At 56.0% G+C, this 13,538-nt stretch carries 11 protein-coding genes and 1 other RNA gene; 9 read left to right on the plus strand and 3 right to left on the minus strand.

Annotation, left to right across the window (positions count from 1 at the left end; translation table 11 throughout):
• The first annotated feature begins 63 nt into the window (after window positions 1-63).
• Entirely contained in the window at window positions 64-723 is a 660-nt protein-coding gene (rpiA, locus tag ACKWMY_RS03150; protein WP_024530750.1) for a ribose-5-phosphate isomerase RpiA, read from the plus strand.
• 416 nt (window positions 724-1,139) lie between these two features.
• A complete protein-coding gene (gene serA, locus ACKWMY_RS03155) occupies window positions 1,140-2,378 on the plus strand; it encodes a phosphoglycerate dehydrogenase (RefSeq protein ID WP_024486383.1) in 1,239 nt (412 codons plus the stop codon).
• A 45-nt stretch (window positions 2,379-2,423) separates the two neighbouring features.
• Here the strand turns inward: serA and ACKWMY_RS03160 are convergent, their stop codons facing one another.
• The 3 genes from ACKWMY_RS03160 to zapA all read right to left on the minus strand — a co-directional run bounded on the left by ACKWMY_RS03160 (window position 2,424) and on the right by zapA (window position 3,639).
• Window positions 2,424-3,032 carry a 5-formyltetrahydrofolate cyclo-ligase gene (locus ACKWMY_RS03160; protein ID WP_409485867.1) on the minus strand — a complete coding sequence of 203 codons (609 nt, stop codon included), beginning with the start codon at window positions 3,030-3,032 and terminating at the stop codon, window positions 2,424-2,426.
• 52 nt (window positions 3,033-3,084) lie between these two features.
• Window positions 3,085-3,268, minus strand: a non-coding RNA gene (gene ssrS / locus ACKWMY_RS03165) — 6S RNA.
• 41 nt (window positions 3,269-3,309) lie between these two features.
• Window positions 3,310-3,639 carry a cell division protein ZapA gene (gene zapA, locus ACKWMY_RS03170; RefSeq protein ID WP_021179791.1) on the minus strand — a complete coding sequence of 110 codons (330 nt, stop codon included), beginning with the start codon at window positions 3,637-3,639 and terminating at the stop codon, window positions 3,310-3,312.
• A gap of 295 nt (window positions 3,640-3,934) precedes the next feature.
• On the opposite strand from zapA, the gene ACKWMY_RS03175 reads away from it, so the two are divergent.
• The 7 genes from ACKWMY_RS03175 to gcvP all read left to right on the plus strand — a co-directional run bounded on the left by ACKWMY_RS03175 (window position 3,935) and on the right by gcvP (window position 13,465).
• On the plus strand, window positions 3,935-4,513 hold the full coding sequence (locus ACKWMY_RS03175; protein ID WP_024486381.1) for a YecA family protein: 579 nt from the start codon (window positions 3,935-3,937) through the stop codon (window positions 4,511-4,513).
• Window positions 4,514-4,603: 90 nt separating this feature from the next.
• Window positions 4,604-5,917 (plus strand): Xaa-Pro aminopeptidase, encoded by a 1,314-nt coding sequence (gene pepP, locus ACKWMY_RS03180; RefSeq protein WP_021806207.1) that lies wholly within the window; start codon window positions 4,604-4,606, stop codon window positions 5,915-5,917.
• 1 nt (window position 5,918) lies between these two features.
• Complete coding sequence (gene ubiH / locus ACKWMY_RS03185) at window positions 5,919-7,097, plus strand: 2-octaprenyl-6-methoxyphenyl hydroxylase (RefSeq protein ID WP_173408783.1); 1,179 nt, start codon at window positions 5,919-5,921, stop codon at window positions 7,095-7,097.
• Window positions 7,098-7,274: 177 nt separating this feature from the next.
• The gene (gene ubiI, locus ACKWMY_RS03190; protein ID WP_024530755.1) at window positions 7,275-8,477 is read left to right on the plus strand and encodes an FAD-dependent 2-octaprenylphenol hydroxylase; all 1,203 of its coding nucleotides are present in this window, start codon (window positions 7,275-7,277) and stop codon (window positions 8,475-8,477) included.
• A 509-nt stretch (window positions 8,478-8,986) separates the two neighbouring features.
• Complete coding sequence (gcvT, locus tag ACKWMY_RS03195) at window positions 8,987-10,084, plus strand: glycine cleavage system aminomethyltransferase GcvT (RefSeq protein ID WP_161712856.1); 1,098 nt, start codon at window positions 8,987-8,989, stop codon at window positions 10,082-10,084.
• Window positions 10,085-10,113: 29 nt separating this feature from the next.
• Window positions 10,114-10,500: a glycine cleavage system protein GcvH gene (gene gcvH, locus ACKWMY_RS03200; protein ID WP_098929864.1), complete on the plus strand. Its 387-nt coding sequence runs from the start codon at window positions 10,114-10,116 to the stop codon at window positions 10,498-10,500.
• A gap of 85 nt (window positions 10,501-10,585) precedes the next feature.
• On the plus strand, window positions 10,586-13,465 hold the full coding sequence (gene gcvP, locus ACKWMY_RS03205) for an aminomethyl-transferring glycine dehydrogenase (RefSeq protein WP_074029725.1): 2,880 nt from the start codon (window positions 10,586-10,588) through the stop codon (window positions 13,463-13,465).
• Window positions 13,466-13,538: the final 73 nt, after the last annotated feature.

A 13,538-nucleotide genomic window follows, 5' to 3' on the forward strand; every position in this document is an offset into this window, starting at 1 on the left:
GTTGCCATCAGTGATTTACCCTATAATACGCACACGTTTTCGTACATAGGCAATGAACACATCATGACTCAGGATGAACTGAAAAAAGCGGTAGGCTGGGCAGCATTGGAATACGTGAAGCCTGGCACTATCGTGGGCGTGGGCACCGGCTCGACTGCGGCTCACTTTATCGATGCGCTGGGTTCGATCAAACACCAGATCGAAGGTGCGGTATCCAGCTCAGACGCGTCGACCGCCAAGCTGAAAAGCCTGGGGATCCACGTTTTCGATAGCAATGAAGTGGATTCGTTGGATATCTACGTTGACGGTGCCGATGAAATCAACGGCCACATGCAGATGATTAAAGGCGGTGGCGCAGCGCTGACCCGCGAGAAGATCATTGCTGCCATTGCCCGTCAGTTTATCTGCATTGTCGATTCCACCAAGCAGGTTGATGTGCTGGGTAAATTCCCGCTGCCGGTAGAAGTGATCCCGATGGCCCGCTCCTACGTGGCGCGTGAGCTGGTCAAGCTGGGCGGCCTGCCGGAATACCGCCAGAACGTCGTAACCGATAACGGCAACGTGATCCTGGATGTGTACAACCTGGAAATCCTCGATGCCATCGCGTTGGAAAACAAAATCAACGGCATTGCTGGCGTGGTTACCGTTGGCCTGTTTGCCAACCGTGGCGCGGACGTCGCGTTGGTTGGCACGCCGGATGGCGTAAAAAAAGTGGTCAGATAATCTGGCCGTAAAAGCGGTGAGCCTGCTGACAAAGTCTCAGCCGGTTCGCCGCTTTTTACTGGCTTACGGTCCGCCACGCATAATTCTTGTCTTAAAATATCTTTTCTTAAAACGGGCGAATTTGGTGACATATGTCACATTCCGTTAATAACCTCCGTTAAGCTTCTGCCTAAATCTTTCCCAATGGCATTTTCCACCAGAAACCATCGACATCGCTGAGCCTTGTGCTAACGGGCAGGCAATCGTTTGTATTGCCGGGCGCGTTATTTTTGTTATGTTGGAGGGACGTGCTGTTGATTTTGGGTTGCCGCCAGTGTGGTGGCAATTTGAAAGCTATCCCCGTCGTGTGGTTTAAAGGATGACGGGTATAAAGGGGAAAACAGCCGCTTCTGAAGTCTGAACATAGGGTCGGGTAAATGGCAAAAGTATCATTGGAGAAAGACAGGATTAAGTTCCTGTTGGTAGAAGGGGTTCATCAGAGCACCGTGGATAACCTGCGTGCTGCCGGATATAGCAACATTGAATATCACAAAGGTGCGTTAGACACCGAAGCGCTGAAGGCATCGATCCGTGATGCACACTTCGTGGGTATCCGATCGCGCACGCATCTGTCCGAGGAAGTCTTTGCGGCCGCAGAGAAGCTGGTTGCGGTGGGCTGTTTCTGTATCGGCACCAACCAGGTTGATTTGAAAGCGGCGACCAAACGCGGCATTCCGGTGTTTAACGCGCCTTTCTCCAATACTCGATCCGTGGCCGAAATGGTGCTGGGTGAGCTGCTGTTGATGCTGCGCGGGATCCCAACGGCCAACGCCAAGGCACACCGTGGCCAGTGGCAGAAACTGGCCGTGGGCTCGTATGAAGCGCGGGGCAAGAAGCTGGGGATCATCGGCTACGGCCATATTGGTACTCAGCTCGGCATCCTGGCGGAAGGCCTGGGGATGAAAGTGTTCTTCTACGACATCGAGAACAAGCTGCCGCTGGGTAATGCCCAACAGGTGCGCCATCTGTCCGATCTGCTCAATATGAGCGACGTGGTCACGCTGCACGTGCCGGAAACGCTGTCGACCAAGAACATGATCGGCACCGAAGAGCTGGCGCTGATGAAGCCAGGTGCGATCCTGATCAACGCCTCACGCGGCACCGTGGTGGATATCCCGGCACTGTGTAACGCCTTGGCGAGCGACCATCTGGCCGGTGCGGCAATCGACGTGTTCCCGGAAGAGCCTGCAACCAATAGCGATCCGTTCAATTCTCCACTGTGCGAGTTCGATAACGTGTTGTTGACGCCGCATATCGGCGGTTCAACCCAGGAAGCTCAGGAGAACATCGGTGATGAAGTGGCTGGTAAGCTGGCGAAGTATTCCGATAACGGCTCAACGCTGTCTGCGGTCAACTTCCCAGAGGTGTCGCTGCCAGCACATGGCCCGAACGCCAGCCGTTTGCTGCATATTCATGAAAACCGCCCAGGCATCCTGACGCAGATTAACCAGATCTTCGCCGAAGAAGGGGTGAACATCGCGGCCCAGTATCTGCAGACCAGCTCGGAAATTGGCTACGTGGTTATCGATATCGAAGCGGAAACTGAACGTGCTGATGCAGCGTTGCAACGTATGAAAGCGATCGAAGGGACCATCCGTGCCCGCTTACTGCTGTAATCGGTAACCGACGGAACACCAAGGCCGGAGCAATCCGGCCTTTTGCTATGTGGAGATTGGCCAGGCCCAGCTTTGTGACGGGGTGATAATCTCTGGCAGAGGGATATCCCATTGCTCCACCGGCAGGGCGCTAACCTGTTGGCAATCGTGCGCAATCCCCAGCGGATAGGGGCCTGCGTGCTGCCAGTTTTGTAAGGTGCGATCGTAAAACCCGCCGCCCATCCCCAGACGTTGCCCTGCCGAATCGAAGGCGACCAGCGGCGTCAATACCACATCCAACAGTGACACTGGTAAGACGTGGCGGACATCGAGCGCTGGCTCAAGGATTTTGAAGCGGTTACTCACCAGCGGCGTTTGCGCAGTGTAATGCAGGAACAACAGGTTACCAGGGCTGAATGGATGTAACACCGGCAGATAAACCTGTTTATCTAGCTGCCACAGCCGCTCGATCAGCGGGCCTGTATCTAGTTCGCCATCAAAAGAGAGAAACGCCGCAATGTGTCTGGCTGCCTGAATGCGCGGATGTTGTGCAATATTACTGGCTATTTGCTGGGAGAAATCATGCTGTTGAGCGGGCGTTAAGGCACGACGTCGTTGGCGTATTTCGTTACGGATGAGTTGGCGTTGCTGAGCGAACTGAGGTTGCAATGACATAGTGTTAGATTCGCCAGTAGTGGTGAGTTAACACACTGAAAACGCAGGTGAAGGGATCTCCGAGATGCCGTCGCAGGCTGTAACCCTTGAACCCATGGTTCAAGGTGAACGTGCTGTCACAATCTTAAGGCTTCTCGGACGGGCCGAGCATGCACACCGATCGTGGATCATCACATTCTGTTGGTACTAAATATCGGCTCAGGGGACTGGCCCGCTGGCAAACATCTCAGAGAAATTTTTCACTCATTGCCGGAGCCTTCAACTCCAGCAACTTAAGTTATTCGAATTGTGCATCCTGACGTTCAGAGATGCGACCCTGTTCAAGCAGCGCTTGTTCAATGGTCTGTTGCAGCATACGAATTCGTTGTTCCATATTGGCCGCATAGTCACGCGTTTTCAAGCGTTCTTGAGCAAGTTCGTGACAGACGTTCAATGCTGCGATAAATACGAGTTGCTCTGTATTTGTGACTCTAGTGCGAACTTTAAGATCTTGCAACCGTTGGTTAAGATCTTCTGCTGCCATGTTCAACGCATCTTGTTGTTCTGGCGGGCAATTGACTCTTAACGAGCGGCCAAAAATTTGAATATCTACCGGTTGTGCAGACATGCCACCTTCCTGCCTAAATTTCGCGCCAGCACCGGTCAGCCATTGCCGGGCCACCGAAGCGGGCGCCACTATATATACCTGGGTACCAAGATTCAACACTTTTTCAGTACCTGGTTGTAATCTACCGCGCCTAACATTACCAAACAAAAAACGGTTGCAAAATGCGTATTTACCGTACGTTTGCCCGGACTGCGCTGATTATAACTAGCCACTGAGGTGTTGCCTCAACTGGTATACCAACGGACCTTGGTGGTAGCATAACACGAACTTATCCTGCCAACGATGACGAATGCGCATGTCTATACAGAATACATTTCCAAGTTACCAATCTTTGACCGTGGCTCTTAACCAGCAGGCGGTTGCTTTGACCGCAGCCGAGATGCACGGTTTGATCAGTGGCCTGCTGTGCGGTGGCAACCGTGATGCCAGCTGGCAGACGCTGGTGTTTGATCTGACCAACGAAGGCATTGCCTTCCCGCAGGCGTTGAGCCAACCGTTACAGCAACTGCATGAAATCACCCGTGATACGCTGGAAGATGATGAATTCATGTTCCAACTGATGATGCCGGAAGGCGAAACCGTCAGCGTGTTTGACCGTGCGGATGCCTTGGCGGGTTGGGTAAACCACTTCCTGTTGGGGCTGGGCATGATGCAGCCGAAGCTGGCGCAGGTGAAAGATGAAGTGGGCGAGGCGATCGACGATCTGCGTAATATCGCTCAACTGGGTTATGACGAAGGCGAAGACCAGGAAGAACTGGAACAGTCGCTGGAAGAAGTGGTGGAGTACGTGCGCGTTGCTGCGCTGCTTTGCCATACTGAATTTACCCGCCAGAAACCGACGGCCCCGGAAAATAAAAGGCCAACGTTGCACTGACCGGCGGATCCCACGTCCGTTGGCCGAGAGCGCTGATAACCCCTACTGACTGCGTTCAGCAGGTGGCATAAACCGATTTCAGGAGATGTGATGACCCAGCAGGAATTCCATAAACGCCGTCAGGCTTTGTTGGCACAGATGGCTCCGGCCAGCGCGGCAGTGATTTTCGCCGCACCGGAAGCGACGCGTAGTGCAGACTCTGAATATCCTTACCGTCAGAACAGTGATTTCTGGTATCTGACCGGTTTCAACGAGCCGGAAGCGGTGTTGATCCTGGTGAAGAGTGATGAAACTCATAACCACAGCGTGCTGTTCAACCGTGTACGCGATCTGACGGCAGAAATCTGGTTTGGCCGCCGTTTGGGTCAAGACGCGGCTCCGGCCAAGCTGGGGGTAGACCGCGCGCTGGCCTTCGACGAAATCAACGATCAACTGCACCTGCTGCTCAACGGCCTGGACGTGGTGTATCACGCGCAGGGGCAATATGCCTATGCCGATGAAATCCTGTTCGGCGCGCTGGATAAACTGCGTAAAGGCTTCCGCCAGAATCTGGAAGCCCCTGCAACCCTGACGGATTACCGTCCGTGGCTACATGACATGCGCCTGTTCAAATCGGCAGAAGAAGTTGCCGTTATGCGCCGCGCCGGTGAAATCAGCGCCATGGCGCATACCCGTGCGATGGAAAAGTGCCGTCCGGGCATGTTCGAATATCAGCTCGAAGGGGAGATCCTGCACGAGTTTAACCGCCTGGGCGCCCGCTTCCCGTCTTATAACACCATCGTCGGCAGCGGAGAAAATGGCTGCATCCTGCATTACACCGAAAACGAATGTGAAATGCGTGACGGTGATTTGGTGCTGATTGATGCCGGTTGTGAATATCGTGGTTATGCTGGCGATATTACCCGTACCTTCCCGGTTAACGGCAAGTTCAGCAAGCCGCAGCGTGAGGTATATGACATCGTGCTGGCGTCGATCAACAAGGCGCTGGAAATGTTTAAACCGGGTATCAGCATTCGCGAAGTGAACGATCAGGTCGTTCGCATCATGATCGCCGGATTGGTTGAGCTGGGCGTGATGAAGGGCGACGTGGAACAGCTGTTTGCCGAGCAGGCACACCGCCAGTTCTTTATGCACGGCCTGAGCCATTGGTTGGGGCTGGATGTGCATGACGTGGGCCACTATGGCTCTGCGAGCCGCGATCGCGTTCTGGAGCCAGGGATGGTGTTGACGGTAGAACCTGGCTTGTATATCGCACCGGATGCTGATGTGCCGCAGGAGTATCGCGGTATCGGTATCCGCATCGAAGATGACATCCTGATCACCCAGGACGGTAATGAGAATTTGACCGCCAGCGTGGTGAAGGATGCCGACGCGATTGAAGCCCTGATGGCGGCGGCCAGATAACATGAGCGTAATCATTGTGGGCGGTGGGATGGCGGGCGCTACGTTGGCGCTGGCGATTTCATCTTTGACTCAGGGCAAGGTGGCCGTCGATCTGGTGGAGGCAACCCTGCCAGACGATCGTGCGCATCCTGGCTTTGATGCACGGGCTATTGCTCTGGCGCAGGGAACCTGCCAACAGCTGATGCGTATCGGCGTTTGGGCTGCGTTGCGGGACTGTGCCACGGCGATCACTCACGTCCACGTCAGCGATCGCGGGCATGCCGGTTTCGTGAACCTGCATGCGCAGGACTATCAGGTGGAGGCGTTGGGGCAGGTGATTGAACTGCACGACGCTGGGCAGCGGTTATTTGCCCTGCTGGCAAAGGCCCCAGGGATCACCCTGCATTGCCCGGCTAAAGTTGTCGATGTGCTGCGTACCGTCGATCGCGCTGAAGTGCAGTTGGATAACGGGCAGCGCCTGACGGGCCAGTTGCTGGTAGCGGCGGATGGTTCACGTTCGGCGCTGGCGCAGGCCTGCAATATCCAGTGGCAGCAGAGTGATTACCCGCAGTTTGCCACCATTGCCAACGTTTCGACGGCCGAGGCTCCGCAAGGGCGGGCGTTCGAACGTTTCACCCGCTACGGGCCGTTGGCACTGTTGCCAATGTCTGGCGGGCGTAGCTCGCTGGTGTGGTGCCACGCACGGGAAGCTCGTCAGCAGGTCGATAGCTGGAGTGATGAGCGTTTTCTCAGTGAGCTGCAACAGGCCTTCGGCTGGCGGCTGGGCAAGATGCTGAAGGCGGGTAAGCGCCACAGTTACCCCCTTAGCCTGCTGAGGGCCAATCAGCACGTTAGCCATCGTCTGGCGCTGGTTGGCAACGCGGCGCAAACGCTACATCCGATCGCCGGGCAAGGATTCAATCTGGGTTTGCGAGACGTGATGTCGCTGGCGGAAACCCTGGCAGAAGCCGCGCAGGCTGGCACCGATCTGGGTGACTATGCGCTATTGAGCCAATATCAGCGACGTCGGCAACAGGATCAGCAGGCGACCATCGGTGTCACCGACGGTTTGATCCGCCTGTTTGCCAATAGCTACGCGCCGCTGGTCGCCGGGCGTAATCTGGGGCTGATGGCAATGGAGCAGCTACCGGCCATGCGCGATGCCTTTGCCAAACGCACGTTAGGCTGGGTTGAACGCTGATTTATTCCCTCATATTCCTTGTCGGAGAGGGTTGGGTCGAAGTTGGGATGAACACTAATTTTTGCCCTACCTGCCTTGCCGAAGTAGGGCAATATTTTGATAAAAGTCACCGAATCAGCTCCCTCTCCCTGTGGGAGAGGGTTGGGGTGAGGGGCAAATTTAAGGAACTCAAGCAGCATGCAATCATTTGATGTGATTATCGCCGGTGGCGGTATGGTGGGATTGGCACTGGCCTGCGGTTTGCAGGGCAGTGGCCTGCGCATAGCGGTGCTGGAACATCGGCAGCCAGATTTATCACCGCTGCCAGAACAGCCAGCGTTGCGCGTATCTGCCATTAACGCCGCCAGCGAGCGCTTGCTGCAAAGCATTGGCGTGTGGGATGAGATCCGCAACCTGCGCGCTAGCCCGTATAACGCGATGGAAGTCTGGGATCGTGACAGCTTCGGCAAGATCGCATTTCGCGGCGACGAATGTGGTTTCAGCCATCTTGGCCATATCATAGAAAACGAGGTGATCCAGCAGGCGCTGTGGCACAAGGCGGCCACCTTGGCCGATGTGACGCTGCTCGCCCCGGCTGCGCTGAAACAGGTGGCATGGGGGGAAAACGACGCCTTCGTCACGCTGGAAGATGGCCGTATGTTAACCGCCCGGCTGGTGATCGGTGCCGACGGAGCCAACTCCTGGCTGCGTCAGCACGCCGATATTCCGTTGACCTTCTGGGACTACCGCCACAGCGCGCTGGTGGCCACTATTCGCACCGAAGAGCCCCATTTGGCTACGGCCCGCCAGGTGTTTCATGGCGAAGGGATCCTGGCTTTCCTGCCGTTTAGCGATCCGCATTTGAGTTCTATCGTCTGGTCGGTTGCGCCAGAAGAAGCTGAACGGCTGCAACAGCTGGAACCGGAAGCCTTTAACCGCGAGCTGGCAATGACCTTCGATATGCGTCTGGGCAACTGCAAGCTTGAAAGCGAGCGGCTGACCTTCCCGCTTACCGGGCGATACGCTCGCAGCTTTGCCGCCCATCGTCTGGCGCTGGTGGGGGATGCGGCACATACTGTGCATCCACTGGCCGGACAGGGGGTGAACCTGGGCTTTATGGACGCCGCCGAGCTGATATCCGAGCTGAAACGCCTGCAACGTCAGGGCAAGGATATCGGCCAGCATCTGTATCTGCGCCGTTATGAACGCCGCCGCAAGCACGGTGCCGCAGTGATGCTGGCGAGTATGCAAGGGTTCCGCGAACTGTTTGCAGGCCATAACCCGGCGAAGAAGCTGCTGCGCGACGTGGGCTTAAGGCTGGCCGACAGTCTGCCGGGCGTGAAGCCGAAACTGGTGCGGCAGGCCATGGGGCTTAACGATCTGCCGGACTGGCTCGCCTAGTCAGCTTGGAGCTGACAAACCTCACTATGGGGCGCCACATGCCGCGCCCGCTAATCTGCATGTTTACCCGTCATCGATTTCCCTTATATCTTCCTTCGTTTGAGAAATTCTAATTTCAGGCAGAATTTCTCATTACTTTTTCTAATTCCATGGTCGGTTATCAAAAACCGAAATTCTCTATCCCAGCCCCTGTTTGTTATATAACTTCGGATTTTTGCCGCTTTAATTGTTAATTTTGTGCCTCAAAGCGCATTTTTCCAGTGAAAAACTCTGCAAACTAACGCGGCATTTTACCGACCCTGAACCCGGTCGAACCTATTTTAACTTATGGTTAATAGGGGCGTTCGGTGTTAACGTCAGGGCAAAGGTATCGTTTGCGTCGTTAACCATTGGCGAGGCAATTGTGTTGAGCAGCCAGCGTGTTTCGCGCAATCAGGCCCGCGAGCTACACCCGCCTTATTGCGTAATAACACCCTGTCTTCGGCTACTTGAGTGGAAAGAGGGAAAAGATGGCAAAGCAAACCCCACTGTACGACCAGCACGTGGCGTGCGGTGCGCGCATGGTTGATTTTCATGGCTGGATGATGCCGCTGCACTATGGCTCCCAGATTGATGAACACCACGCCGTGCGTCAGGATGCCGGCATGTTCGATGTCTCCCATATGACCATCGTGGATCTGCGCGGTGCTCGTACCCGTGAATTCCTGCGTTATCTGCTGGCGAACGATGTCGCCAAACTCACTCAATCGGGTAAAGCGCTGTATACCGGCATGCTGAATGCGTCCGGCGGCGTGATCGACGATCTGATCGTCTATTTCTTTACCGAAGACTATTTCCGCCTGGTGGTGAACTCCGCCACCCGTGAAAAGGATCTGGCCTGGATCGAACAGCATGCGGCTCCGTTCAACGTTGAGCTGACGGTGCGTGACGATCTGGCGCTGGTTGCGGTGCAAGGCCCACAGGCCAAAGAGCGCGCCGCCACCTTATTTACCCCAGAACAGAAGCAGGCTGTAGAAGGCATGAGGCCTTTCTTCGGCGTGCAGGCGGGGGATCTGTTTATTGCTACCACCGGCTATACCGGAGAAGCGGGCTATGAAATTGCCCTGCCGAAAGAGCAGGTGGTGGATTTCTGGCAGAAACTGCTGGCCGCTGGGGTAAAACCTGCCGGGCTGGGCGCTCGCGACACCCTGCGCCTGGAAGCCGGTATGAACCTCTACGGACAGGAAATGGACGAAGGCGTTTCACCACTGGCTGCCAATATGGGCTGGACCGTTGCCTGGGAACCGCAGGATCGTCAGTTTATCGGCCGTGAAGCGTTGGAACAGCAGCGCGAAAATGGCACCGAACAACTGGTCGGCTTGATCATGACGGAAAAAGGCGTATTACGTAATGAGCTGCCGGTACATTTCACCGATGCTAACGGTCAACCTCAGGTTGGGGTGATCACCAGCGGTTCTTTCTCACCGACCTTGGGCTTCAGCATTGCGCTGGCAAGGGTTCCGGCCGGTATCGGTGAGCAGGCCATCGTACAGATCCGTAACCGTGAAATGCCGGTGAAAGTCTGTAAGCCAGGTTTTGTTCGTGCCGGTAAGTCACTGATCAATTAGTTTTTATTCTTCGAAGGAGTAGCAGGCCAATGAGCAATGTGCCAACAGAATTGAAATACGCCACCTCCCATGAGTGGGTGCGTGATGCAGGCAACGGCGAATACGTTGTCGGTATCACCGAACACGCGCAGGAACTGCTGGGCGATATGGTCTTTGTCGATCTGCCGGAAGTCGGCACCACGGTTTCCGCGGGTGATGACTGTGCCGTCGCAGAGTCGGTCAAGGCCGCTTCCGATATTTATGCGCCAATCAGCGGTGAGATCATCGCGGTTAACGGCGAACTGGAAAGCTCCCCAGAGCTGGTCAACAGCGAGCCATACGGTGAAGGTTGGCTGTTCCGCATCAAGGCATCCGATGCGTCAGAGCTAGACAAGCTGCTAGATGCGGGTGCTTACCAGGCCTCCATCGACGAATAATCACTATCACGCCCCACTACCCTGTGGGGCGTTTTGCAGTTCAGGCTATATCCCGTACCCCGCAAGCATTCAGGAATTTGTAGCAATGACTCAGACACTCAGCCAACTTGAACACAGCGAAGCGTTCATCGAGCGCCACATCGGCTCTTCCGCAGAGCAACAGCAGCAGATGCTGGAAGCCGTGGGCGCTCGCTCGCTCAGCGCGCTGATCCAGCAGATTGTGCCAGCCGATATCCAACTGCCAGGGCCTCCGCCGGTAGGCGATGCGGCCACGGAACATCAGGCGCTGGCCGAACTGAAGGCGATTGCCTCACAGAATCAGCGCTACAAATCCTATATCGGTATGGGTTACAGCGCGGTGCTGACGCCGCCGGTGATCCTGCGCAACATGCTGGAAAACCCAGGCTGGTATACCGCTTATACCCCTTATCAGCCGGAAGTGTCGCAAGGCCGCCTTGAGGCGCTGCTCAACTTCCAGACGCTGACTCTCGATCTGACTGGGCTGGATCTGGCCTCTGCCTCCTTACTGGATGAAGCTACCGCTGCCGCAGAAGCGATGGCGTTGGCCAAACGTGCCAGCAAACTGAAAGACGCCAACCGCTTCTTTGTGGCTGATGATGTGCACCCACAGACGCTGGACGTGGTGCGTACCCGTGCCGAGACCTTTGGCTTTGACGTGATCGTCGACAAACCGGCGAAGGTGTTGGAGCTGCAAGGGGTGTTTGGCGTACTGCTGCAACAGGTTGGCACCACCGGTGAGCTGCACGATTACAGCGCCCTGTTGGCAGAACTGAAAACGCGCAAAATCATCACCAGCATGGCAGCCGATATTATGGCGCTGGTGCTACTGGCGGCACCGGGCAAGCAAGGGGCCGACGTGGTATTCGGTTCTGCACAACGCTTTGGCGTACCAATGGGCTACGGTGGCCCACACGCGGCGTTCTTCGCCTGCCGTGACGAATTCAAACGCTCGATGCCTGGCCGTATTATCGGGGTGTCCCGCGATGCTGCCGGCAATACTGCGCTGCGTATGGCGATGCAAACCCGTGAGCAACATATCCGCCGTGAAAAGGCCAACTCGAATATCTGTACCTCGCAGGTGCTGCTGGCCAATATCGCCAGTCTGTATGCGGTGTACCATGGTCCACAAGGCCTGCAACGTATCGCCGGGCGTATCCATCGCCTGACCGATATTCTGGCCGCGGGCCTGCAACAAGCGGGCCTGACACTGCGCCATCAAACCTGGTTCGACACGCTGACCGTGGAAGTGAAAGATAAGGCGGCGGTGCTGGAACGCGCGCTGGGCTTTGGCATTAACCTGCGTACCGATATCCACGGGGCAGTTGGCATCACGCTGGATGAAGCCACTTCCCGTGAAGATGTGCAGACGCTGTTTGCCCTGTTGGCAGGCGATAACCACGGTTTGGATATTGATGCGCTGGATGCAGCCGTGAGCAAAAACAGCCAGTCGATCCCGGCGGCCATGCTGCGTAAAGATCCGATCCTCACGCATCCGGTGTTTAACCGCTATCACAGCGAAACCGAGATGATGCGCTATATGCATCGTTTGGAGCGTAAAGATCTGGCGCTGAATCAGGCGATGATCCCGCTGGGTTCCTGCACTATGAAGCTGAACGCCGCTGCGGAAATGATCCCGATCACCTGGCCTGAATTCTCTGAACTGCACCCGTTCTGCCCACCAGAACAGGCCGCAGGTTATCAAGTGATGATTGGGCAGCTTTCTCAATGGTTGGTGCAACTGACCGGTTACGATGCGGTGTGCATGCAGCCTAACTCGGGCGCTCAAGGTGAATATGCCGGATTGCTGGCGATCCGCCGCTATCATGAAAGCCGCAATGAGGCAGGGCGTAATATCTGCCTGATCCCAAGCTCGGCGCATGGTACCAACCCGGCTTCTGCCCAGATGGCGGGCATGGGCGTGGTGGTCGTGGCCTGTGACAAGAACGGCAACATCGATCTGCACGATCTGCGGGTGAAAGCCGAGCAGGCCGGGGAAGCCCTGTCCTGCATCATGGTGACCTACCCGTCAACCCATGGCGTGTATGAAGAAACCATCCGCGAAGTGTGCCAGATCGTGCATCAGTTTGGCGGCCAGGTTTACCTGGACGGCGCCAACATGAACGCGCAGGTGGGAATCACCACACCGGGCTATATCGGCGCGGATGTATCGCACCTCAACCTGCATAAAACCTTCTGTATTCCTCACGGCGGTGGCGGCCCAGGCATGGGGCCTATCGGCGTCAAGTCTCATCTGGCACCGTTCGTTCCAGGCCACAGCGTAGTGCAGATTGATGGCGTGACCACCCAGCAGGGCGCAGTTTCTGCCGCACCGTTCGGCAGCGCCTCTATCTTACCTATCAGCTGGATGTATATCCGGATGATGGGCGCGGAAGGGCTGAAGCAGGCCAGCCAGGTGGCGATCCTCAATGCCAACTACATCGCAACCCGCCTGAAAGACGCTTATCCGGTGCTGTATACCGGCCGCGATCATCGCGTGGCGCACGAATGTATTCTGGATATTCGCCCGCTGAAAGAAGAGACAGGCATTAGCGAAATGGATATCGCCAAGCGCCTGATCGACTACGGTTTCCATGCGCCGACCATGTCGTTCCCGGTGGCAGGCACGCTGATGGTTGAACCGACTGAGTCGGAAAACAAAGTGGAGCTGGATCGCTTTATTGATGCGATGCTGGCGATCCGCAGCGAGATTGACCGCGTGCAGCAAGGCGAATGGCCACTGGAAGACAACCCATTGGTCAACGCACCGCACGTGCAGGCAGAATTGGTCAGCGACTGGCAGCATGCTTACAGCCGCGAGCTGGCGGTGTTCCCGATAGCGGGTGTGCGTGAGAACAAATACTGGCCGAGCGTGAAACGCCTGGATGATGTCTACGGCGATCGTAATCTGTTCTGCTCTTGCGTACCGATGAGCGACTACGAATAACACCATCTGCCAAAACGATGATCGAGGGACACTGCATGATGCCGTGTCCCTTTTTTATTGCAGCACCGCAGCG

It is taken from the genome of Serratia sp. J2 (assembly GCF_046269175.1).
Classification (GTDB): domain Bacteria; phylum Pseudomonadota; class Gammaproteobacteria; order Enterobacterales; family Enterobacteriaceae; genus Chania; species Chania fonticola_C.